This window comes from Methylomonas sp. AM2-LC, from assembly GCF_039904985.1.
Lineage (GTDB): Bacteria > Pseudomonadota > Gammaproteobacteria > Methylococcales > Methylomonadaceae > Methylomonas.
Genome location: NZ_CP157005.1, coordinates 1023140 through 1047618 on the forward strand (window position 1 = coordinate 1023140; position 24479 = coordinate 1047618).

Genomic DNA, 24479 nt, shown 5'->3' on the forward strand with positions numbered 1-24479 from the left:
CAAGGGCTAACACAAACGGGTTAGAACAATCTGGCTGGTTAGTTTAACATAAGCAAAACATTACGCCTTTTGATTATTCCTTATACCCAAATTATGAACAACCTTTTCGTCGGCATAATCTCTGTTTTAAGTTACTGCAGTGCTTCTGCACTGACACTGAAAGCGTTGCTAAACAATAGCAAGCAACCCCGTATATCAATGTATATGGCGTGGTTGGGCGCAAGTTTACACACTCTGTATACTATTTTACTCTTTCAGCAGCACCATGATTTTAATTTTAGTTTTTTTAATGCTGCGGCGCTGGTAGCTTTGTTTATTGTGTTTATTTTATTGTTTGCTGCCCTGGATAAACCTGTTGAAAAGTTGGGAATAGCCGTTTTTCCCTTGGCGGCCATACTTTTGGGGTTTGATATGATCTTTCCAGAAAAAAATCATCCACTGGTTACGCATAACTGGGAAATGAGTACGCATATCTTTACCTCTATTATTGCCTTTAGTCTATTGAATATTGCCGCATTACAAGCAATTTTACTGGCTGTTCAGGAGCAGCAATTACGTAGTCATAAGCCAAAACGTCTGATGTTAGCTCTACCACCTTTGCAGGCTATGGAAACTTTATTGTTTCAAATGATTGCTTCAGGTTTGTTTTTTCTGACCGTTTCGCTGCTAACTGGTTTTGTGTTTATTGATGATTTATTTGCTCAGCATTTAGTGCATAAAACGGTATTATCCATTATTGCTTGGTTTATTTTTTCTGCATTATTGATAGGTCGATTGCGTTATGGTTGGCGTGGAAATTCGGCAATTAAATGGACTTTAATTGGCTTTGTACTCTTGTTACTGGCCTATTTCGGTAGCAAACTGGTATTGGAGTTGATTTTAAAGAAAGTTTAAGGTTTGATTCAGTTTCTGTAGTGTTGATGTTTAGAGGCTTTTTGATTACATTAATTCTGCGGTATTACAATAAAAAAACAATAATTATGGGGTGAGGATAATGTTATTTCTGGCAAAATTATGTGGAATTTTGACGCTGATCTGGTTTTATTTGACGGCTAAAAATCACGGAGGGCCTTTGTTGAACTGGTCTATTATTGGTCTGGTTGGTTACTGGTTAACCTGGTGGCTAGCCAAAATGCTGATAGTCGTGCCATTGGCTGCTATGGTTTCACAGCATTCGATAGTGGAATTTCTAATAACGCAGTCACCAGTGGTTTGTTCATTGTTGGTGTGTTATCTGATCAGAAAGAAATTAATTGCAAGTATTGCTACACAGTAGATTTTTCGAATGCATAAAAATGTTTTGATTACCGGCGCAGCGCGGCGCATTGGCGCTGCCTGTGCCCGTGTGCTTCATGACGCAGGATGTAATCTGATTTTGCATTATCACAGCTCTGCCGAGTTGGCTGAGCAGTTACATGCCGAGTTAAACGCCAAGCGTGAAAATTCCGCAGTTTTATTTCAAGCTGATTTGCAGGATATGCAAGCTTTGCAAAACTTGGCAAAATTTGCCGTCGATAGTTGGCAAGGATTGGATGTATTGGTTAACAATGCTGCGCAATTTAACCCCGGCGTTGTAGGTACAGTAAGCGAGTCCAACTGGGATAGTTTGATCGGCAGTAATTTAAAAGCGCCGTTTTTTTTATCACAGGCTTTGGCATCATTTTTGGCAAAACGGCACGGTTGTATCATCAATATAGCCGATATATATGCAGAAAAGGGATTGCCTGGTTATCCGGTATACAGTATTAGCAAAGCGGGACTGTTAGCGATGACCCATTGTCTAGCCAAAGATTTAGCGCCCGATGTGCGGGTGAATGCAATAGCCCCTGGTGCTATTCTGTGGCCAGAACATACGGTTACAGAGGCAGAAAAAAATCAAATATTGCAGCGGGTGGCGCTGCAACGTTGTGGGCAGGCAGATGATGTTGCCAAAGCTGTAAGGTTTTTGATTGCTGATGCAGATTATATTACCGGACATACCTTGACTATTGATGGTGGGCGCACTTTATATATCTGAAAGCCAAGCCGGGTATATTATTTTTTGGGTTAAATGTTCTTTGTCGAAATTTTGCCAAAGTGTACCGAAACTTTGTTGGCTTACCGGGTGCAACTCACTAGCGGCAATTTCTGCCAAAGGTTCCAGTACAAAGGCATAGCATTCAATTTCATTCCTGGGTATTTGCAGACGGCCATCGCTAATGATTTGTGTGCCGTATAATATCAAATCGAGATCTAAGGTTCTGGATGAAAATTTTGGAGCTGAGTGGCTACGGCCATGATCAAGTTCAATTTGGCGCAATAACTTGGCCACTTGTTTGGCGTCCAGTTCCGATTCGAACTTTACAATTAGATTATGAAAAGTGTCGCCTATAAAGCCTACTGCTGTGGATTCATAAACGCTGGACACAGTTAAGTGACCAAATAGTTTTTGCATCGCTATTAGGCTGGATGGAATATGTGTTTCTTTGTCGATATTGCTACCAACACTAATATAACCAATGGTCATAACGATTTTTGTCCACGTTCTATGATGATGCCAACATCTTGAGCCCTGCTGATAGCCCCTTTTTTGTTTAGAGTTATTTTTAACCAGGGTATTTCAAATTCTGAGCGTAAAACGTTAGCGATTTCTTCAATTAGTGTTTCTACTAAAAAATAGTCGCTCTGTTCTACAAAGTTGATAATTCGATCAGAAACACTTTTGTAATCTAATGCGAATTGTATATCGTCACTTGCAGCGGCTTTTCTTATGTCAAAGCCCATTTCTATATCGAGTATGATTTTTTGTTTTATGTTGCGTTCCCACTCGTAAATGCCAATGACGGTTTCGATTTCAAGCCCGCCTAAAAAGATGATATCCATTGTTGCTTTCCGGTTATGATATTCAAAATATACCAGTATCGAGTAAAAATCTCGACTGTTCAAGTTTTCAATATATGAGGGTGTGTGGATGATGGAATGGTTACTAGTGCCTGTTGCCTATTTAACCGGGTCAGTGTCAAGTGCAATTATTGTCTGTAAGTTAATGGGTTTGGGTGATCCAAGGGAAAATGGTTCTGGAAATCCAGGTGCAACAAATGTTATGCGCATTGGTGGAAAAAAAGCGGCGGCCATTACTTTATTTGGCGATGCAATAAAAGGCTTATTGCCTGTATTATTGGCTAAAGTCTTGGCAGTGGATAGTTTGATCTTGTCGCTGGTGGTGTTTGCAGCATTTTTAGGGCATTTATATCCGCTGTTTTTCGGATTTAAAGGTGGAAAAGGAGTGGCAACTTCCTTTGGGGTGACTTTAGGGGTTGACTGGTTACTGGGTCTGGCTGTTTCAGGCACCTGGTTTTTGGTGTATAAAATTGGCAAGATTTCTTCATTGTCAGCCTTGGTCGCTGCTTGTTTAACACCTGTTTATGTTTGGTATATTGTTGGCGATATTTATTTGGTTGCCACATTTATGCTGATATCGCTAATATTGTTGTGGCGGCATAAAAGCAATATTCAGCGATTACTGGCTGGGCAAGAAACTTAACATCAGGTAGTCAATTCATTAATAGGCCAGCGTGGCCGCGCAAAAATTTCCAGATTTTGGGTGTTTCCTGCTAATAAACGCTGGCAGCCGGTATACGCGATCATAGCGCCATTGTCGGTGCAAAACTCCGGTCGTGGAAAATAGATTTGCGATGCTTGTGATTTTGCCATGTTAGTCAAACTGGAGCGTATGGCGTGGTTAGCGCTTACCCCGCCAGCAATTACCAAGGAATTGAGCCCAGTTTGCAAAAGAGCTCGTTTGCATTTAATACTTAAGGTTTCGGCCATGGCTTGTTGAAAAGCGAAGGCAACATCGGCTTTGTCTTGCTGGTTTTCTACAAATTGAGTGATCGTGTTTAAGGCAAAAGTTTTTAATCCGCTAAAACTGAAATCCAAGCCCGGCCTATCTGTCATCGGTCGCGGAAATTTAAACCGTTCACGACCTTGTTTGGCAAGTTCGGACAATGCAGGGCCACCAGGGTAGGGAAGGCCCAATAGCTTTGCTGTTTTGTCGAAAGCCTCTCCGGCCGCATCATCGAGTGATTCGCCCAGTAGCTGGTAATCACCGATTCCTTGTACTTCAATCAGTAAAGTATGTCCACCGGAAATTAATAGTGCTACAAATGGGAAGCTGGGTGGATTATCTTCCAGCATTGGAGCCAGTAAATGTCCTTCCATATGATGTACGGCTATGGCTGGAATCTGCCAGGCCCAGGCTAAACTACGCGCAGTGGCGGCCCCTACTAGCAGTGATCCCATTAGTCCTGGGCCAGCCGTGTAAGCAATACCCACAATATCGGAAGCGGACAATTGGCTTTCCAGTAATGTTTGTCGTATCAATGGCACTAGTTTGCGAATATGGTCGCGAGAGGCCAGCTCTGGAACTACGCCGCCATAGGCGCTATGCATGTCCGCCTGGCTGTATAATAAGTGGCTAATCAAGCCTTTTTCGGGGTGATAAATGGCGACCGCAGTCTCGTCGCAAGAGCTTTCTATGCCTAAAACGTACATTAAGTTTTTGAAAAAATTAATTTGCGGGTATAATTGAACGTTTCAACAGGCGTTATTGCCTGATTGATCATTAAAATACTAACACAAATCGGATCATCGATAATGCCATCAATTAAAGTTAAAGAAAACGAACATTTTGACGTAGCGATTCGTCGCTTTAAACGCGCCTGTGAAAAAGCGGGTGTTCTGGCTGAAGTGCGTCGTCGCGAGTTTTACGAAAAACCAACCACAGAACGTAAACGTAAAGGCGCTGCAGCAGTAAAACGCCATTTGAAAAAATTGGCGCGTGAACGTTATGCGTTGAAAAACCTGCGTCGTGGTCGTCCACAAATTTAAGGTTATTTAAAATGCAAGGATTAAAAGAACGTATCAAGGACGATATGAAAGCATCAATGAAGAGTGGTGATAAAGCCAGGTTGGGCGTTATCCGCATGATTCTGGCTGCAATAAAGCAGATTGAAGTTGATGAGCGCATTGAACTAGAGGATGACAGGGTGCTTGTTGTTCTCGATAAAATGCTAAAACAACGTCGGGAATCAATAAAACAATTCCGAGATGCTAATCGGATAGATTTAGCAGAGATTGAAGAAGCAGAAGTGCTGGTTATTCAGCATTATTTGCCATTACCCTTGACTGAGGCAGAAATAGACGCAATGGTTACTCAAGCGATTGCTGAAACTGGCGCAACGTCAATCAAAGAAATGGGTAGTGTTATGGCCTTGTTAAAACCGCAAATGCAGGGACGAGCCGATATGGCTGTGGTAAGTGCAAGGATTAAGGCCGGTTTTGTAGCTTAATTCTGTTGTCGGTATAATGACCTCCGGCAGAATTCCCCGGCAGTTTATAGATGATCTCTTGGTGCGGGTCGATATTGTCGATCTGATCGATTCGCATGTCCCTCTCAAAAAAACGGGTAGCAATTTCGTGGCCCGTTGCCCGTTTCATACCGAAAAATCACCCAGTTTTAACGTCAATCGTAATCGCCAGACATTTCATTGTTTCGGTTGCGGTGCCAGTGGTAATGCTATTAGCTTTCTAATGGATTTTAGTCATCTGGATTTTGTCGAGGCGGTTGAAGATTTGGCGGCTTATGTTGGCGTCGAGGTGCCGCGAGAAGCTTTCAATAAATCCGAGTACGCTTTAAAACAAGATGTTTCCAGTCTTTACGATGTTTTAGAGGCGGTTGCCAACTTTTATGCAGAGCAATTGCGTAATACAGAAGGAAAAGTGGCCATTGATTATCTTAAGCGGCGCGGTGTGTCAGGTGAAATTGCGCGTGATTTTTCTTTAGGGTATGCGCCCGATAACTGGGGTGCATTAGCAGCACAATTTGATCAAAAAGCTCTGGTCGATACCGGAATGCTGGTACAGAAAGAAGATGGTAAGGTCTATGATCGATTTCGGAACAGGCTCATGTTCCCTATCCGCGACAAGCGTAAGCGAGTCATCGGTTTTGGTGGGCGGGTTCTGGGCGATAGCTTACCAAAATACTTAAACTCTCCAGAAACTGCAATTTTTTCAAAAGGCAAGGAGTTGTATGGTGTTTGTGAGCTCTTAGCAAATAACAATAAGCCAGCACAAATATTAGTAGTTGAAGGTTATATGGATGTTATTGCCTTGGCTCAGTATGGCGTGATGAATGCGGTTGCTGCATTAGGCACCGCTACTTCAAAGACGCATATCGATTTATTGTTCCGTTTTTCTGGTGAATTAGTGTTCTGTTTTGACGGAGACCAAGCCGGGCGACAGGCGGCGTGGAAGGCAACCGAAACGGCTCTGCCCAGTATGAAAGATGGTCGGCAGATAAAAATAATGTTGTTGCCTCAGGGACAAGATCCGGATTCTTTGATAAGAAGCGAGGGTTTGGCGGGTTTTAATGAACGTATTAGTCAGGCGCAGGTATTGTCAGATTATTTTTTTGAACAAATTGCCAGTCATTTGAATCTAACTAGTTTAGAGGGGCGTTCACAATTTCTGGTCACTGCAAAACCGCAACTTGAAAAAATGCCGTTGGGTTTTTTTAGAGACATGATGTTTTCGCGTTTGCGAGAATTGTCGGGTACTCACTTGCTGGATATTGCTGAAAACCCGACTAAACTAATGCGTACGTCGATTGCTAAGCAAGTGTTGTCTGCAAAAAATCCCAGATCAAACTTGATGCGCAGAATAATGGCCTTATTATTTCAATATCCCTATCTGGCCAAACATATTGATGGTTTTGCTGAGGATATTGATGCTATGCAAATTGCGGGGGTGGATTTATTGCAAGATGCATTACGGCTTATCGCACTTAAAAAGCCAGAAAACAGCGCGGTTTTGTTGGAGCTTTATCGAGATTCGCCGCATTACAAAACCGTAAATGCCCTGATTGGAATGATGTTGAATCTTCCGGAAGGGGGGGAGTTAGGTGAATTTTGCGGAGCGCTGGAACAATTGATAAGGCAGGCTAAAACCAGCAGAATGGATGTTTTGATCGAAAAAGTAGGTCGCGGAGAAAAATTAACGGCTGCAGAAATGCAAGAATATAAAATGGGCGGAAAAGCTTGAGCAGGGGTGACAAAATGGCAATATGCCATTATAATGTTTGGTTCTGCCGAGCTTGGTGCTGAAACGTATTGTGGGTAAAGAATGAATCAAGAGCAACAGCAATCCCAACTTAAACAACTGATTGCCAAAGGCAAAGCGCAAGGTTATCTAACCTATGCCGAGGTAAACGATCATTTGCCTAGCGATATTATCGATCCTGAGCAAATTGACGATATTATTGGCATGATCAATGATATGGGTATTCAGGTTTACGAAGTCGCACCTGATGATGACGATTCGCTGATTACTTCTGATACGGTGGTTACTGCCGATGATGATGAAGAAGTCGCGGAAGTAGCGGCACTGGCATCAGTCGATAGCGAATTTGGACGTACTACCGATCCAGTACGTCTTTATATGCGGGAAATGGGTTCTGTAGAGCTGTTAACCCGCGAAGAAGAATTAAAAATTGCCAAGCGTATTGAAGAGGGACAGCGGCAGGTGGTTAGTGCCATTGCCCGTTCCGGTTTTATCGTGGATTCTTTTCTGGATACTTTTGATTCCTTACAGGACGAAGAGTCCGGATTACGTCTGGCTGATCTGGTCTTAGGTTTTGTAGATCTCACTGAAGTTGAGCTGGAAGTCGCACCTGAACTGGATGAGGCGCCAACTGATGAAGCGGTTGAAGAAGAAGCTAGAGCGATTGACTATGAAGAAGTTAAGCTGAAAGTTGAGCAAGTTAGAAAAGCCCTGAAGTCTGTTATGTCTGCTGTTAAAAAGAACGGCTATGCACATGATAAATCGCAGAAGGCTTTTGACGCGTTAACTGAAGTGTTTTCAGAATTGAAGTGGACACCGCAATATCTAAAAAGAATGGTTAACCTGTCTGATGATTTAGTGATAGCTATTCGTGACCAGGAAAAACAAGTATTAGACGCTGTAGTTAAAAAAGCTAAAGTGCCACGTAAAGAGTTTGTGAATGCTTTTACCGAAAATGAAAGTAATAGCGAATGGTTTGCCAAATTTGTAGAGAGCCATCCAAATCAAGCTGAAGTGTTACTGATACATCAGGCTCAGGTGGTTTCTGCTCAGCAAAAACTGGCCGAAATTGAAGCTAAACATGGTTTAAATATCGTCACACTGAAAAGTATTTGCCGTAGTATTACCTTGGGTGAAGCTAAAGCTAGACGAGCTAAAAAAGAAATGATCGAAGCAAACTTGCGTTTGGTTATTTCTATAGCAAAAAAATACACCAACCGTGGATTGCAATTTTTGGATCTTATACAGGAAGGTAATATTGGTTTGATGAAAGCGGTGGATAAATTCGAATATCGCCGTGGTTATAAGTTTTCGACCTATGCAACATGGTGGATACGGCAGGCGATTACGCGTTCTATTGCGGATCAAGCCAGAACCATACGTATTCCAGTGCATATGATAGAAACTATCAACAAGTTAAATCGTGTTTCCAGACAGATTTTGCAAGAATTAGGTAGAGAAGCGACGCCCGAAGAATTAGCTGAACGCATGGAAATGCCAGAAGACAAAATTCGAAAAGTGCTGAAAATTGCCAAAGAGCCTATTTCTATGGAAACGCCCATTGGTGATGATGAAGATTCGCATTTGGGCGATTTTATTGAAGATTCTAAGATGCTTTCACCGGTTGAATCTGCTACAATTGCAGGTCTACGTGAGTCTACCCAAAATGTGTTAGCGGGATTGACTGCAAGAGAAGCAAAAGTATTGCGTATGCGTTTTGGTATTAACATGAATACCGATCATACCTTGGAAGAAGTAGGCAAACAGTTTGATGTTACCCGCGAAAGGATACGTCAGATTGAAGCCAAAGCATTAAGAAAATTAAGACATCCGTCAAGATCTGAACAATTAAGATGTTTTCTTGATGGTGAATAAACGTTATATTATTTAATAGATAGAGGGCCCTTAGCTCAGTTGGTTAGAGCTTCCGACTCATAATCGGCAGGTCGTAGGTTCAAGTCCTACAGGGCCCACCACTGTTTTAGGCCGTTGCAATACGGCCTTTTTTTATAGACGCAATTTTTATTTTGGAACGAGGACACTGCCTTGAATAAAAACTACCTGTTTACATCTGAATCCGTATCTGAAGGTCATCCCGATAAGTTAGCAGATCAGATATCTGATGCTGTAGTGGATGCTTTACTGGCTCAAGATCCACGTTCCAGAATTGCCTGCGAAACGCTTGTAAAAACCGGTATGGTTATCCTGGCTGGTGAAATTACCACCAACGCCTGGGTAGATACCGAAGAACTGGTTAGAAAAGTGGTTTGCGATATTGGCTACGATAATGGCGAAGTGGGTTTTGATGGTAAAACCTGTGCAGTTCTCAATGCCATTGGTAAACAATCAGCTGACATCGCTATGGGTGTTGATGAGTCAGAAAATCACGAACAAGGCGCTGGCGATCAGGGCTTAATGTTTGGCTATGCCAGCAATGAAACCGATGTTTTTATGCCCGCCCCCATTACCTACGCACACCGTCTGGTAGAAAGACAGGCGCAGGTTCGCAAAAACAAAACCTTAACCTGGTTACGCCCAGATGCAAAAAGTCAGGTAACTTTCCGTTACGAAAATAATAAACCAGTGGCTATTGATGCCGTTGTTTTGTCTACCCAGCATTCTCCAGAAATTGGTGGTAAGCTACTGGAAGAGGCAGTAATGGATGAAATCATTCTGCCTGTTTTACCGAAAGAATGGTTACACAAAGATACCAAATATTTTATTAATCCCACCGGCCAGTTCATTATTGGTGGCCCAGTAGGTGATTGTGGATTAACGGGTCGTAAAATTATCGTGGATACATACGGTGGTATGGCGCGACATGGTGGTGGTGCATTTTCGGGTAAAGATCCATCCAAAGTGGATAGATCAGCTGCCTATATGTGCCGTTATGTAGCAAAAAATATCGTCGCGGCTGGTTTGGCCGAACGTTGTGAAATTCAGGTTTCTTATGCAATTGGTGTGGCAGAACCTACCTCCATTACTATTGAAACTTTCGGTACCGGTAAAATTGAAGAACAGCGTCTGGTTAGTATCGTGCGTGAACATTTCGACATGCGTCCAAAAGGTTTAATTGCACAATTAGATTTGTTGAAACCAATTTATCAACCAACAGCCTCCTACGGTCATTTTGGTCGTAACGAGTCTATAGGTTTTACCTGGGAAAAAACAGATAAAGTCGACGCGCTAAAATTAGCCGCTGGCATTTAATTTAGAGAGAATAATTCATGGTCGATTACAAAGTTGCCGATTTAAGCCTAGCTGCCTGGGGCCGCAAGGAAATTAATATCGCAGAAACAGAAATGCCGGGTTTGATGGCTTTGCGCAAAGAATTTGGCGCTACAAAACCCTTAAAAGGCGCACGTATCGCAGGCTGTCTGCATATGACTATCCAGACCGCAGTGCTGATCGAAACCCTAACCGCTTTGGGTGCCGAAGTGCGTTGGTCATCCTGCAATATTTTTTCGACCCAAGATCATGCCGCGGCTGCAATTGCAGAGGCGGGTGTCCCTGTATTTGCCTGGAAAGGTGAAACAGAAGCTGAAGCTGATTGGTGTATTGAACAAACCATCGTTGGCCCTAATGGCTGGCATCCGAATATGATACTGGACGATGGTGGCGATCTTACCGTCATGATGCATCAAAAATTTCCAGAATTAATGGCCGATGTTAAAGGTCTGTCTGAAGAAACCACCACCGGTGTATTGCGCTTATACGACATGGTGAAAAAAGGTACCTTAAAAGTGCCGGCTTTCAATGTGAACGATTCGGTAACCAAGTCAAAATTTGACAATCTTTACGGTTGCAGAGAGTCCTTGGTTGACGGCATTAAACGCGCTACTGACGTGATGATTGCAGGCAAAATTGCTGTGGTTTGCGGTTATGGCGATGTCGGTAAAGGCTGTGCGCAATCTTTGCGTGGCTTAGGTGCTACAGTTTGGATTACCGAAATCGACCCGATTTGCGCCTTACAGGCCGCAATGGAAGGTTATCGCGTAGTGACTATGGAAGAAGCTGCACCCATTGCTAATATCTTTGTTACCGCTACCGGTAACTTTAGCATTATCACGCATGCTCATCTGTTGGCCATGCGCGACCAAGCTATTGTGTGCAATATCGGTCATTTCGATGCGGAAATCGAAATTGCCAGTTTGCGTCAATACATCTGGGAAAACATTAAACCGCAAGTGGATCATGTGATTTTTCCTGATGGTAAACGCATTATCGTGTTAGCCGAAGGTCGCTTGGTAAACTTGGGTTGTGCCACTGGCCATCCTAGTTTCGTGATGTCTAATTCATTTTGTAATCAAGTATTGGCACAAATTGAACTGTGGAATAACGCCGCGCAATACGAAAACAAAGTTTATATCCTGCCTAAAAAGCTGGACGAAAAAGTGGCGCGTTCGCATCTGGCACAATTGGGTGTACATTTAACCGAATTGACAGCCGATCAAGCCGCTTACATCAATGTACCCGTAGAAGGCCCTTACAAGCCAGATCATTACCGCTATTAAGTAAAGTGGGTGTGAACCCGTAATAGATAGGTAAAAAAGAGCTCGGTTAGAAAACTAACCGGGCTTTTTTTATGTCTATCGACAAATGTAGCCTGTATGAAGCGAAGCGGAATACGGGTGTCGGTCTAAACCAATACAGTTTGAGAAAAAGTCTAACTTGGATCAAAACCTGCTCTGGTGTTAATATCATGCCATTATTTTTATCCCCGATATAACAAGTACAATCGGCGTGTGTAGAAAATTGAGGTGATTCTAGTGACAAGCATGTTTAAAATTGCAAAAACCATGAGTTGGTATCGCATCACTCTCTCTCGTCAGGAATACGAATCGGGAGAAATGGCCATTTTCTTTGGCGCATTTCGAGCCGCCTATATTTCCAGAAACGGCCCCAAAGGCATGGCCATGTTTGGTGGCTGGGCAGATGATAATGCCTGCTATTTCGTTTACACCACACCTAGGTCGGTACGCCACATTGCACCAATATTGGATGCATATTCTGCCAAGCAGATAGAAATGCCGAATAACGCCCGTTTGTCTTGGATCTATGGGGACGAATCTGATTTTACTTCGTTTGATATTGGGATTGAGGCTTGATGTCAGTGTGTCATGGCTATTGAGTGTGTGCGAATGAGTTACAACAATACATTATTTGCAATAAACAAAATATCCATGTAATTTATAAAGTAGGTGGTGGGGAAGGACACCTCTTCGGGGGCACCAGAGGGTAATGCTGAGCGCGCCCAGGGTCTTGGGCACCTGCCACGTAATAGTCAGGCGTGGTACTTGCCGCTACCCACATTCTAAAACTTCCCTTTTTTAGACAAGTACCTCTAATGGTTAACCAAAATTTGTAGTGTATTGCTGGTAATCGAATACTTGAAAGTCATGGCTGGGTTGATGTCACGAAACCCAGCTTCGAAGTGGCTAACTATACAAATATAAACATAAACTTTTAATCCCAGCTTTGATCACTAACATTAGGCAATGCTGGGTAATCGGCTGTGCACACATCTACTTTTAAACTGACAATGGTGAAGACTCTCTTTGTTTAATAGTGAGATTTCGTATTGGCTTGTTATGCACTTCACAAAGTGAAGAGTAGCTGTCGCTATAGATGCGCCTCCTGTTATGGGTTCACATCCAATGCCGGCTTACTTTGATGGTGATTAGTGACCAAACTTTAATTAATCGCCTTAAAACCAATATCCGTCCGATAATAAACACCCTGCCAATCAATTTGCTGACAAAGCTGATAAGCTTTATTCTGCGCATCGGCTATAGTTTCACCCAAAGCACAAGCGCATAATACTCTGCCGCCATTGGTTACCGTATTGCCCTTGCTTTGAAGGGTGCCTGCATGAAAAACTTTGCTGTCAGCCGTAGCCTGTTTTGGCAAACCGCTAATCACATGGCCTTTGGCATAATCATCAGGGTAGCCGCCTGCTGCCATCACCACACCTAATGCTGGGCGTGGGTCCCAGTCGGTGCTCATTTTGTCCAGATTTTTTGCTAAGGCGGCCTGACATAAGGCTACCAGATCACTCTGCAAGCGTAACATAATCGGCTGGGTTTCCGGATCGCCAAAGCGGCAGTTGTATTCCAGAACTTTGATGCTGCCGTTTTTACCGATCATTAAACCCGCATACAGAAAGCCAGTGTATTCGTTACCATCAGCCTGCATGCCTCGAAGGGTAGGATAAATGACTTCCGCCATGACGCGGTCGTGAATCTCTGGAGTAACAATCGGGGCAGGGGAATAAGCACCCATGCCACCCGTGTTTGGGCCGGTATCACCATTGTCGCGGGCTTTGTGATCTTGCGAGGTGGCCATGGCTAATGCGTGTTCGCCATCGGCAATCACGATAAAGCTGGCTTCTTCGCCTTGTAAAAATTCTTCGATCACCACCCGATGTCCGGCAGCACCAAAACTATTACCGGATAGCATATCTTGTACAGCTTCTATAGCCTGTTGCTCACTCAGCGCAACGATTACGCCTTTACCGGCGGCCAGGCCATCGGCTTTGACAACAATAGGCGCACCTTTTTGTTGTATGTAGGCAATTGCTGCTGCTTCATCGGTAAAAGTTTGATATTCGGCTGTGGGTATGCCATGGCGGGCCATGAAATCTTTGCAATACGCTTTAGAGCCTTCCAGTTGCGCGGCTTGCGCAGTGGGGCCAAAGCAGGGGAGTCCTGCGGCAGTAAATTGGTCAACTATGCCTTTTACCAAAGGTACTTCTGGGCCAATAATGGTAAGATCAATTTCCCGCGCTTGGGCGAAATTCAGCAAACCGTCAATATCGTCAGCCTGAATAGAGACATTATCGATGCCTGCTTCCAGTTCAGTACCCGCATTGCCAGGGGCGACAAAGATGCTTTGTACATTTTGAGATTGTTTTACTTTCCAGGCCAGAGCATGTTCACGACCACCGCTGCCAACTATTAGTATTTTCATTGATATTAAAAGGGTGAAAAAGACAAGGTTAAAAATTATTACAAGATGCTAAGGGTTACTGTGCAGCCTGATTTCTAGCTAAATTATATGATAAAGCCGCTGTTACTCACTAAATAGCTGCTAAAAAGTTAATATCATTGTCATAATGTTTATAATGTATTTTCTAAAGTCTTTTTTAAACAATCTGTTACCTGCTTTTGTGTGGCGGCGCTATTGGGGCTTTATGTTAAGCTGAATCAGGGCATGGTAAGATAGTCTATTCATCCACTACAGCCAGAATGAGGAGATTAAAATGCTTTTTGTCGAACCCAATCAAACGGATAGTAAAGTCAATTTTAAAGCACGTTATGGTAATTATATAGGTGGGCGCTGGCTAGAGCCGGTAAAAAAACTTTATTTTGAAAATTTAAGTCCTGTCAACGGCAAGGTATTTTGCGAAATTCCGCGTTCCAGTGCTGAAGATATAGAACTGGCATTGGATGCTGCCCATGCTGCTAAAGAGCAATGGGGTAAAACTTCGGTGATGGCGCGCTCTAATGTGTTGCTAAAAATTGCCGATCGTATGGAAGCCAATCTGGAAAGGTTAGCCGTTGCCGAAGCTTGGGATAATGGTAAAGCAGTGCGTGAAACCTTGGCCGCGGATGTGCCTTTGGCAATCGATCATTTTCGCTATTTTGCAGGTTGTATTCGTGCCCAGGAAGGATCGATAGGTGAAATTGATGAGCATACAGTAGCTTACCATTTTCATGAACCACTTGGCGTAGTAGGGCAAATTATTCCGTGGAATTTTCCGTTATTGATGGCCTGTTGGAAATTAGCTCCTGCCTTGGCTGCAGGCAATTGCGTGGTGATGAAGCCCGCCGAACAAACACCCTCTTCCATATTGGTACTGCTGGAAGTGATAGGCGATTTGCTACCCGCTGGTGTTGTGAATGTTGTGAATGGCTTTGGCTCGGAAGCGGGTCAGGCTTTAGCCACTAGTACTCGCATTGCTAAAATTGCCTTTACTGGTTCAACGCCCATTGGTGCGCACATTTTAAAATGTGCGGCAGAAAATATTATTCCTTCCACTGTTGAACTGGGTGGTAAATCCCCTAATATCTTCTTTGCCGATGTTTTGGATCAGGAAGATGCGTATATTGATAAATGTATTGAAGGTGCCGTTCTGGCGTTTTTAAATCAGGGTGAAGTTTGTACCTGTCCATCGCGATTGTTGGTGCAAGAATCTATCTATGATGCTTTTATAGAAAAAGTCATCGCCCGTGCTAAAAAAATTAAACGTGGCAATCCGTTGGATACCGACACCATGTTAGGTGCGCAAGCCTCCAAGCAGCAGTTCGATAAAATTCTCAGTTATGTACAAATCGGTAAAGATGAAGGTGCCGAAGTGTTAATAGGTGGCGAAATTGCTAAACTGGGTAGTGGTTTTGAGGGGGGATATTACATAGAGCCGACTATTTTGAAAGGCACTAATACCATGCGTATTTTTCAGGAAGAGATTTTTGGTCCAGTTATTTCAGTCACTACATTTAAAGACGAAGCAGAAGCATTGGCGATTGCCAATGATACCCAGTTTGGTTTGGGAGCAGGTGTTTGGACACGCGATAGCAACCGAGCTTATCGAATGGGGCGCGGTATTCAGGCCGGACGGGTTTGGATAAACTGTTATCACCAGTATCCGGCACATGCTGCCTTTGGTGGCTATAAAAAATCGGGAGTAGGTCGTGAAAATCACAAGATGATGCTGGATCATTATCAGCAGATTAAAAACATGTTAGTAAGTTATGATATTAGACCATTAGGCTTCTTTTAAGTGAGTCAAAATGCAAATAGCACTAAACTTAAATACTACTTTCAGTAGAGTAAAGTTCAACTAATCAATGTGTTATATAGTGTGTGAGATTCGTTTAGCTTGGATTGGCTCTACAAAGCGTAACCCAAGCGACTTTTCACTTGAAACCTAAACCCATTAGCAGAATAAATTGAATAAGAGTACTAACTATCTGGTCGGAATTGATCTGGGTACATCGCATACTGTGGTGGCGTATACGGATGTTTCTGCTCCTGATCAGCCTATTCAACTGTTTAACATTCCACAATTGGTCGCCTTGGGGGAGGTTGCGGAACGGCCTTTGCTGCCATCGGTACGCTATCATCCGGCAGAAGGCGAAATCAATGCCGAAACTGGTTTTCTATTGTCTGACGATGGAGCGATACTTGGGGAAGCAGCACGGGTATTGGGTGCCAAGTCTCAAGGACGCTTGGTTACCAGTGCCAAAAGCTGGTTGTCGCATACTGCGGTAGACCCTAGTGCTGACATTTTACCTTGGGGAAGCGATGCTTCTGTATTCAAGGTATCGCCTTTAGCAGCCAGTGCCAGTTATTTACGTCATGTTCGTACAGTTTGGGAGCAACGCTTTCCACATGCGCCTCTCACGCAGCAACAGGTAGTTGTTACTGTTCCTGCATCATTTGATGAATCAGCACGCTCTTTAACTTTGGAAGCAGCTAAAATAGCAGGCTTAACCCAAGTGCGCTTGTTGGAAGAGCCGCAAGCCGTTTGTTACGACTGGTTGCGTCGACACGCGGGTAGCGTGGCAAGTAGTTTAGCGGGTAGCCGCTTGCTATTGGTATGCGATGTAGGCGGTGGCACCACCGATTTAACATTAATCAAAATAGACTATAGCAACGCGGAGCCGCAGTTAACCAGAATAGGTGTAGGTGATCATCTAATGCTGGGTGGCGATAATATTGATCTGGCTCTGGCGCATTTGCTAGAGCATCGTCTGCGCGACAATGATAAAAAACTCTCAGCCGCTGATCTATCGCAATTAATAGAACAATGCCGTGTTGCTAAAGAAAACCTATTGTTAGCCGATGCGCCTGAACAGGTAACAATTACTCTGTTGGGGGCTGGTTCGCGTTTGATAGGTGGCAGTCGCAGTGCGGTGCTTGGTCGGGAAGAAGTTCAACGCATTGCTTTAGATGGTTTTTTGCCCTTATCAGGTTTAGAAGAGCTACCCGATAAAAAACGCAGTGGTATGGTTGAATTCGGTCTACCCTATGCCGCTGAGCCAGCTATTAGTAAACATATTGCCGCTTTTTTGCAATGGCATAAACAAACCGCTGAAGCTGCCTTGGCAGGTAAGGGTATGGTGCCTGATGCCTTATTGCTGAATGGTGGTGTGTTCCGCAGTCCAGCCATGGTAAAAAGGATGTTGGATTTATTAGCAAGCTGGCAGAGTGATCCGCCATTGTTGCTGGATAATCAGCATCCAGAATTGGCAGTAGCCTACGGTGCGGTGAGTTATGCACTGGCAAGACATCATCAGAAAATTAAAATTGGTGGCGGTGCCGCCCGTAGTTATTTTCTATTGGTGGATAGTGCTGATAACGCCGATCAGGTAAAACGCGGCATTTGTATTTTGCCAAAAGGTAGTGAAGAAGGTCAAGAAAATCGCTTGGTTGAGCAACAGTTTGCATTACGTGTTGGACAGCCTGTCCGTTTTCATTTGCTGTCCAGTAGTGGTGATGGCGAATATAAAACTGGCGATATAGTCGAATTGGATGACGAACGATTTCACAGTTTACCGCCATTAGCGTTGGCTTTAGAAGGGCAACAAAAGTCAGAAGTCATGGTGCAATTGGTCGCTACCTATACTGAAATCGGTACTTTGCATTTGCAATGTGTCGCCATAGCTGATGCCAGTCAGCGTTGGGATGTAGAGTTTCACATTCGTAAAAAAGCGCCTATTTTAGAAAACAAAGCCATGCCGGCTCAATTGCCAGCTGTAATCGAAAAAATTCAGGCAGTGTACGGTGCAAAATCCAAGCAGGTTGATCCACAGGCGGTCAAAACTTTACGGGCCGATCTGGAAAAAATATTGAGCCTGCCGCGAGCTGAATGGTCAACTCCTTTGCTAAGGGAAATGTTTACAGCACTGCTAGAAGGCAGTAAATATCGGCGTCGTAGTGAAGTTCACGAACGTTTATGGTTGAATTTAACCGGATTCTGTTTAAGGCCTGGATTCGGCTATCCTCTGGACGACTGGCGCATAGAACAGTTGTGGAAAATTTATGCCGACGGTTTGCAATTTGTTAACGAAAAACAAAATTGGACAGAATGGTGGACCTTATGGAGACGAGTCGCAGGTGGTTTACACGCAGAGGCGCAACGCACAATATTTAATGATGTAGCAAAATTTATTAATCCTGCTTCTGCACGGCAAACCGCTGTGGTTAAGCAATTAAACATGCGCGGTTACGAAAACATGGTGTTGCTGGTGGCAGTTTTGGAGCGTTTGCCAATAACAGATAAAATTCAATTGGGTAGTTGGCTGCTGTCTCGCCTGGAAAAAGCGGGGGAACCTGAGCAAAGTTGGTGGGCGCTAGGTCGTATTGGCGCGCGAATTTTGTTTCATGCCAATAATCATGATGTTATTTCTCCCGAAATTATTGCACTTTGGTTGCAGAAGTTGTTGACGGTGGATTGGAAAAAACAGCCGCAAGCTGGGTTCGCCGCCACTTTATTGGCGCGTCGTTGTGATGATAGAGTTAGAGATATTGATGATGCTTTAAGGGTAGGCGTGTTGGATAAACTGAAGCAAACTAAAGCACCTGCCACTTGGCAAGACATGGTGGCCGAGTTTACACAGTTGGATGCCCAACAAGAAAAACAGGTGTTTGGTGAAGCTTTGCCGCCGGGTTTGCGGTTGCTGTAGAATCCTGATTTTTATGACAACAATAAAAAATTTTCTCTCAAACATCGACTTAATGGTTATTTAGCCTAGACTTAATAAATTAGACGCTTGTTCTTAATATAGAGAAGGGCAGGGTGTCACTCAGGGAATGGCGGAGTTTTCATCTCTCCTTAGCGTAGTTTAATAGTAGTCATTAATCATGTCAGAAAAATTTCAACATTCGGTTATTCAGTGTTTGACAGCCATTGCCCAGCATCATGGCTTGAATATTAATCCCGAACAAATTATTGACGATTATGCATTGACTGCAGAAGAACCCAATTCTGGAGCCTTGCAACGAATCGCGGCCGAAATTGGCTTAAAGTCTAAAGTGGCAAAGCTTAGTTGGGAGGGGTTACTAGCTCAAACTGGCGTTTTTCCTATTCTGGCTCGTTTGTCAAATGGCGCGGGAGTCATCATACTCGGCGTCAATAAAGATGATAATAATAAAGTCGCTATTCTTGATCCAGTTGCCACTAGTGCTTCAATAAACTATTTAGATCGCGAGCAATGGTGCGCAATGTGGCATGGCGATGTCGTGTTTTTAAAGCGCAATTATGCTATTGACGATTTAAATCAACCGTTTGGCTTTCGTTGGTTTATTCCAGAAATTCTCAAACAGAAAGTCGCGTTTAGAGACATTGCCATTGCAGCCGTGGCTATTCAGCTCTTAGCCCTGGCAACGCCGATATATTTTCAGATAATAATAGATAAAGTATTGGTACACCAAAGTCTTTCGACCCTTTGGACATTAACCATAGGTGTGGTCATTGCTTTGTTATTCGACGCTGTTTTTGGTTTTTTACGGCAATTATTAACCTTAGCCGCCAGTAATAAAATCGATATGCGACTTACCAGAAGAACCTTTGGACATTTACTGTCCTTGCCCATCGATTATTTTGAAACAACTTCTGCTGGTGTCATTACCCGACATATGCAACAGTTGGAGAGTATCCGCAACTTTTTAACAGGGCGTTTGTTTTTTTCTTTTCTGGATATGGTCTCTTTGTTGGTTTTTTTGCCCATACTGTTCACGTATTCAGTCAAATTGGCCATGATAGTATTGGCGTTCTCGTTAGTGATTGTTGCAATTATTGCTATGGTATTACCTACCTATCGCCGCAGGCTCGATGCTTTGTATGCGGCTGAAGGTAAGCGCCAATCATTATTAATTGAAACCATACACGGTATGCGCACCGTTAAAGCTTTAGCCGTAGAGCCTTTACAGCGTCGTATTTGGGATCAAATTTCTGCCGATGCCATTACCATGCATTATCGTTTGGGCAAACTAACCCTTTCTAGTGGGGCTGTTACCGAGTTTATTGGCAAGATGTTACCGATTATGATCATTTTCATTGGTGCGCAAGATGTATTCGAAAACACCATGAGTGTTGGTGCGCTGATTGGTTTTCAAATGTTATCGAGTCGTGTTAGTTCGCCGCTATTACAAATTGTAGGTCTCATCAATGAATATCAGCAAACTGCCTTGTCGGTACGTATGCTAGGAAAAATTATGAATACCGTACCCGAAGGCCGGATAGGTGTGGGTGGTTTACGAGCGGATCTGGGTGGTGAAATTACTTTTGATAAAGTGGCGTTCCGTTATCCAGAAGCGAGTTCATTAACTCTGGATAGGGCTACTTTCGTGATTCCAGCAGGCAAAGTGATTGGTATCGTTGGTCGGAGCGGCTCAGGAAAAACCACTTTAACCAAGTTGATTCAAGGCTTATATCCCATTCAGGAAGGTATTATTCGTTTTGATGGAATTGATGCACGGGAATTTGAATTGCCATATTTGCGGAGGCAAATTGGTGTGGTTCTACAAGAGAACTTCCTGTTTCGAGGTACGGTTCGTGACAATATTGCCATTGCCAATCCCAGTGCCAGTTTTGAAGAAATTGTGGCGGTGGCACAGGCGGCAGGTGCGGATGAATTTATCGAAAGATTGCCACAAGGCTATGATAGCTTTTTAGAAGAAAACGCCTCTAATTTAAGTGGTGGACAAAAGCAGCGCTTATCCATTGCCAGAGCATTACTTTCAAAACCACGTATCCTGATTCTGGATGAAGCGGCAAGCGCATTAGATCCTGAGAGCGAAGCAATTTTTATTCGTAATTTGTCGCGTATAGCCGTAGGTAGAACGGTTATCATGATTTCACATCGTTTATCGACTTTAGTAAATGCGCATGCCATTTTGGTCATGCAGCAGGGTAAATTGATTGATAGTGGTAGTCACAAAGAGTTGTTAATGCGTTGTGATACCTATCAACAATTATGGAACCAACAATCAATTTCTCTGTAATGACCTAAATGGATAAAAAACAATTCATCAAAACTACTGTTATCGAATTTTTACCTGATGCGGATGAAATTGAACGTAGTCCATTGCCTCCGCTCGCCCGCACTACTTTGTATGCATTACTGTTGGCGCTAATTTGTTTTTTGGTTTGGGCAATTTTTGCACAAATAGATCGTGTAGTAGTGGCTAAAGGGCGCTTGGTTACCCCGTTGCCAAATATTGTCGTGCAACCCTTAGAAACAGCAATTATAGAAACTTTGGATGTTAGAGTTGGACAAATTGTGCAGAAGGGCGAGCAGCTGGCTACGCTGGATCCTACTTTTGCAGAAGCAGATCAATCGCAACTAAAAACTCGTCTTGAAAGTTTGAATACACAAATGCTAAGACTCAAAGCGGAGTTAGAGGGCGGTAAGGATGTGGGGGAAAATCCAGATAATCCAGACAGCCGCTTACAGGCGCAATTAGATACCGAGCGTAAAGCCAACTATAAAGCCCAGCAAAAGCATTTGCTTGAGAAAATTGCCCAATTGCATGCGACTATTTCAACCAATTTTCACGACCAACAAGCGTTGGCAACCAAGCTTAAACCCATTCAAGAAATTGAGGCCATGCAAAATAGTTTGCTCAGTAAACAGTATGGTGCGCGTTTGCAAATGTTGGAGTCACAGCAAAAGCGTCTGGAAGTGGAGCGAGATTTGCAATTGGCCAAAAACCGGGAACATGAGTTAAAAAGTGAATTAGCCGCTTTAGAAGCCGAAAAGTCCATGTTCGATAAAGGTTGGAGACAAAAAATAATGGAAGATCTGCTGGCGACTGAGCGTGAGAGCAACGAGTTAAAGGAGCAGTTGTTAAAAGCAGAAAAACGCAATAGATTGGTAAAATTATCTTCCCCGGTTAATGCCGTGGTATTGGATATAGCTAAACTTTCTATTGGTTCGGTGGCCAGAGCGGCAGAACCGTTGTTTACTCTAGTGCCTCTGGATGCCGCTCTGGAAGCAGAAGTGCAAGTCGATTCCTTAGATATTGGCTACATCGCATTAGATGATACCGCCAAGATAAAAATTGATTCCTATCCATTTCAACGTCATGGCGCGCTGGAAGGTAAAGTGCGTACCATTAGCGAAGACGCTTTTCGTCGTGAATCAGCCGGATCAGGTATTGATGCGTATTATCTAAGTCGGATTGATTTGGGTACTACACCGCTCAAAAATATGACTGCAAAAGCAAGATTGCTACCAGGTATGACCTTAAGTGCAGAAATAGTCGTAGGAAAACGTTCTGTGATTTCTTATCTTATCTGGCCGATTACTAAAGGTCTGAATGAGTCGATACACGAGCCGTAAGCTCTTGTGTTTGTTTAACGTGTAGAAGTTTAGCAAAACTTATAGCCCTTGCCGTGATAAATCAATAAATTTTAAAATGAGAAAACTTTTATTCACATTTTTAATTGCGCTAATTCCCTTGAAAATTGGTTTTGCCCAGGATTTGCTGGAAACCTACGCGCTTGCCAAAAGTAATGATCCTGATATAAGAGCGACTGAGTTTAGAAATCAGGCTACTGCTGAGACCAAAGATCAAAGCATCGCGCAAATGTTACCTAACCTGACTCTGGTGGGTAGTGATGGTGTAAATCAACAAAGTGTAAATAGCTTTTTGGGCACTACTAATCAACACTATACCAATGCGCAAGTGGTGTTTAACCTGAAAATGCCCGTTTTCCACTGGGATCATTGGGTACAGCTTGAACAAAGTGACAATAAAATTGCGCAAAGTGAAGCGCAATTACAGGCGAAAAGTCAGAACTTAATCCGCCGCACCGCAGAGGCTTACTTCAATGTATTGGCTGCTCAGGATGAATTCAAATATAGTACGGCAGAAAAATTAGCGCTTGCTGAACAATTGGCTCAAGCCAAGCAACGTTTTGAGGTGGGCACAGTTGCTATTACCGATGTGTATGAAGCCCAAGCTGGTTTTGATCGATCCGTTGCTGGCGAAATTGAAGCGCAAAAAAAACTTGATAACAGTAAAGAAGCATTACGCGAAGTCATTGGGGATAACCCCACCGAATTAAGAGAACTTCAAGGCTTAATTCCATTGCCTCAACCAGTTCCAGAAGATATTGCCATATGGTCTGATGCGGCGGATAGTAATAACTTTTCCATTATTGCCCAGCTGAATCAGTCTGAATACGTGCGTAAAAGTATTGAAATACAACAAGCAAAGCATATTCCAACTCTGGATATAATCGGTCAATACACTAACATTAACAATGGCAGTGTTTACGGTTATAGGGGCGATTACGAAAGCGTGCTATTACAAATGAATGTGTCTATCTACGAAGGTGGAGTAATTTCTTCTCGTACGCGTCAATACACACATGAATACGAGGCAGCGCTCGAAGATTTAATCAAGTTAAGGCGTTCAGTTGGTCGGCAAGTAAAAGATGCCTATCGGGGTGTGGTATCCAATATCAGTAAAATTAAAGCCTTGGAAGCAACCATTAAATCTGCAGAAATGGCGGTTGAGGCGGTTGAGGCGGGTTTTAAAATTGGTACCCGCACTATGGTGGATGTGGTAACTGCGCAGCGTAATTTATATAGAATTAAAAGTGACTATGCGCGAAGTCGTTACGATTATCTAATCGAAGGCGTGAAATTAAAAGAGGCATCCGGAAGCTTGAGTGAACAGGATTTACAGCAAATTAATCATTATCTAGTCGGGATTAATTGAATAAGCTACCCCTTTAGAATTGAATTCTTCTCTCATTAAATAAGTTTAATTACCAAACTAAAACTAACGCCAGAATTAATAGAGGTGTTGTTGGTGGGTAATTGGCAATCATCCCAAATCCCTGTGACTCCGTTCACAGTTTTTTAATATCGTCAGCATATCAGCTAAAGATCTTGGTTAATAAGCCGAAAGCTTTCTATATTCCTTGCTTTTCGTTTAGTTGTTAAGCGTTGTGTGGCGACGAATGTTGGTTTTCTGGCTGTGGACGCATTTGTTAACAACGCCTGTATTTCTAGCAATTAGCCGTAAATAATTGCATTGCAGTGTTTGATGTTTTCAATTATTGAAACAATGTGCAAGCTAAAGCAATGGTTAACATTGCATTTGCTAGTCAATAAAAATCAAGTGATGTAATTATGCTTTTGTGGGCTAGCTCATATTTTTAGAAAAAACATCGTTATAGATGTTATTGGTATTTTTTTATTTAAGTGTTTGTTTTTATGGGTTTGTTTTTTGTTGTCACCTTGGCTTGTATGAGGTGTGTGTGAGCGTATTAACATATTTAATAATTTTATTGAATTATACTTTAATAGCTAAAAATCTTTGGTAATAGTAGACCGGACTCCCTGCTCACAGGGAATTGT

General features: G+C 43.0%; 20 protein-coding genes and 1 tRNA gene. 17 read left to right on the forward strand and 4 right to left on the reverse strand.

Annotated features, from left to right (window positions below):
- Nucleotides 1-93: 93 nt before the first annotated feature.
- From ccsA to ABH008_RS04785, 3 genes are all read left to right on the forward strand, one after another.
- Complete coding sequence (gene ccsA, locus ABH008_RS04775) at nt 94-894, forward strand: cytochrome c biogenesis protein CcsA (protein WP_347988711.1); 801 nt, start codon at nt 94-96, stop codon at nt 892-894.
- Between the two features lie 100 nt (nt 895-994).
- Nucleotides 995-1276 (forward strand): hypothetical protein, encoded by a 282-nt coding sequence (locus tag ABH008_RS04780; protein ID WP_347988712.1) that lies wholly within the window; start codon nt 995-997, stop codon nt 1274-1276.
- A gap of 9 nt (nt 1277-1285) precedes the next feature.
- Entirely contained in the window at nt 1286-2017 is a 732-nt protein-coding gene (locus ABH008_RS04785; RefSeq protein ID WP_347988713.1) for a pteridine reductase, read from the forward strand.
- On the opposite strand, the gene folK is transcribed toward ABH008_RS04785, so the two are convergent.
- Nucleotides 2006-2506, reverse strand: a complete 501-nt coding sequence (gene folK / locus ABH008_RS04790; protein WP_347988714.1) for a 2-amino-4-hydroxy-6-hydroxymethyldihydropteridine diphosphokinase — start codon at nt 2504-2506, stop codon at nt 2006-2008. The genes ABH008_RS04785 and folK overlap by 12 nt on opposite strands.
- A complete protein-coding gene (gene folB, locus ABH008_RS04795) occupies nt 2503-2862 on the reverse strand; it encodes a dihydroneopterin aldolase (protein WP_347988715.1) in 360 nt (119 codons plus the stop codon). The genes folK and folB overlap by 4 nt, the downstream gene beginning before the upstream one ends.
- Before the next feature lie 88 nt (nt 2863-2950).
- On the opposite strand from folB, the gene plsY reads away from it, so the two are divergent.
- Nucleotides 2951-3523, forward strand: coding sequence for a glycerol-3-phosphate 1-O-acyltransferase PlsY (gene plsY / locus ABH008_RS04800; RefSeq protein WP_347988716.1), 573 nt, complete (start codon nt 2951-2953; stop codon nt 3521-3523).
- Nucleotides 3524-3525: 2 nt separating this feature from the next.
- Here plsY and tsaD read toward each other — a convergent pair whose 3' ends face one another.
- Nucleotides 3526-4533 carry a tRNA (adenosine(37)-N6)-threonylcarbamoyltransferase complex transferase subunit TsaD gene (tsaD, locus tag ABH008_RS04805; protein WP_347988717.1) on the reverse strand — a complete coding sequence of 336 codons (1008 nt, stop codon included), beginning with the start codon at nt 4531-4533 and terminating at the stop codon, nt 3526-3528.
- A 102-nt stretch (nt 4534-4635) separates the two neighbouring features.
- Here tsaD and rpsU point away from each other — a divergent pair, with 102 nt between their 5' ends.
- From rpsU to ABH008_RS04845, 8 genes are all read left to right on the forward strand, one after another.
- On the forward strand, nt 4636-4869 hold the full coding sequence (rpsU, locus tag ABH008_RS04810) for a 30S ribosomal protein S21 (protein ID WP_215581636.1): 234 nt from the start codon (nt 4636-4638) through the stop codon (nt 4867-4869).
- A gap of 11 nt (nt 4870-4880) precedes the next feature.
- The gene (locus tag ABH008_RS04815) at nt 4881-5330 is read left to right on the forward strand and encodes a GatB/YqeY domain-containing protein (RefSeq protein ID WP_347988718.1); all 450 of its coding nucleotides are present in this window, start codon (nt 4881-4883) and stop codon (nt 5328-5330) included.
- A gap of 16 nt (nt 5331-5346) precedes the next feature.
- The gene (dnaG, locus tag ABH008_RS04820; protein ID WP_347988719.1) at nt 5347-7080 is read left to right on the forward strand and encodes a DNA primase; all 1734 of its coding nucleotides are present in this window, start codon (nt 5347-5349) and stop codon (nt 7078-7080) included.
- Nucleotides 7081-7161: 81 nt separating this feature from the next.
- On the forward strand, nt 7162-8973 hold the full coding sequence (rpoD, locus tag ABH008_RS04825; RefSeq protein WP_347988720.1) for an RNA polymerase sigma factor RpoD: 1812 nt from the start codon (nt 7162-7164) through the stop codon (nt 8971-8973).
- 24 nt (nt 8974-8997) lie between these two features.
- Nucleotides 8998-9074: transfer RNA gene (locus tag ABH008_RS04830), tRNA-Ile, on the forward strand.
- A gap of 70 nt (nt 9075-9144) precedes the next feature.
- Entirely contained in the window at nt 9145-10308 is a 1164-nt protein-coding gene (metK, locus tag ABH008_RS04835) for a methionine adenosyltransferase (RefSeq protein ID WP_347988721.1), read from the forward strand.
- A 17-nt stretch (nt 10309-10325) separates the two neighbouring features.
- Nucleotides 10326-11612, forward strand: a complete 1287-nt coding sequence (ahcY, locus tag ABH008_RS04840; RefSeq protein ID WP_347988722.1) for an adenosylhomocysteinase — start codon at nt 10326-10328, stop codon at nt 11610-11612.
- A 264-nt stretch (nt 11613-11876) separates the two neighbouring features.
- The gene (locus ABH008_RS04845) at nt 11877-12206 is read left to right on the forward strand and encodes a hypothetical protein (RefSeq protein WP_347988723.1); all 330 of its coding nucleotides are present in this window, start codon (nt 11877-11879) and stop codon (nt 12204-12206) included.
- Nucleotides 12207-12792: 586 nt separating this feature from the next.
- Here ABH008_RS04845 and purD read toward each other — a convergent pair.
- Complete coding sequence (gene purD / locus ABH008_RS04850) at nt 12793-14067, reverse strand: phosphoribosylamine--glycine ligase (protein ID WP_347988724.1); 1275 nt, start codon at nt 14065-14067, stop codon at nt 12793-12795.
- Between the two features lie 292 nt (nt 14068-14359).
- Between purD and ABH008_RS04855 the strand changes: the two genes are divergently transcribed.
- The 5 genes from ABH008_RS04855 (at nt 14360) to ABH008_RS04875 (ending at nt 23835) form a co-directional block, all read left to right on the forward strand.
- Nucleotides 14360-15880, forward strand: a complete 1521-nt coding sequence (locus ABH008_RS04855; RefSeq protein ID WP_347988725.1) for an aldehyde dehydrogenase family protein — start codon at nt 14360-14362, stop codon at nt 15878-15880.
- Between the two features lie 169 nt (nt 15881-16049).
- Nucleotides 16050-18788: an Hsp70 family protein gene (locus ABH008_RS04860; RefSeq protein WP_347988726.1), complete on the forward strand. Its 2739-nt coding sequence runs from the start codon at nt 16050-16052 to the stop codon at nt 18786-18788.
- Nucleotides 18789-18966: 178 nt separating this feature from the next.
- Nucleotides 18967-21108, forward strand: coding sequence for a peptidase domain-containing ABC transporter (locus ABH008_RS04865; protein WP_347988727.1), 2142 nt, complete (start codon nt 18967-18969; stop codon nt 21106-21108).
- Nucleotides 21109-21116: 8 nt separating this feature from the next.
- A complete protein-coding gene (locus ABH008_RS04870; protein WP_347988728.1) occupies nt 21117-22448 on the forward strand; it encodes an HlyD family type I secretion periplasmic adaptor subunit in 1332 nt (443 codons plus the stop codon).
- Nucleotides 22449-22524: 76 nt separating this feature from the next.
- On the forward strand, nt 22525-23835 hold the full coding sequence (locus ABH008_RS04875; RefSeq protein ID WP_347988729.1) for a TolC family outer membrane protein: 1311 nt from the start codon (nt 22525-22527) through the stop codon (nt 23833-23835).
- Nucleotides 23836-24479 lie beyond the last annotated feature (644 nt).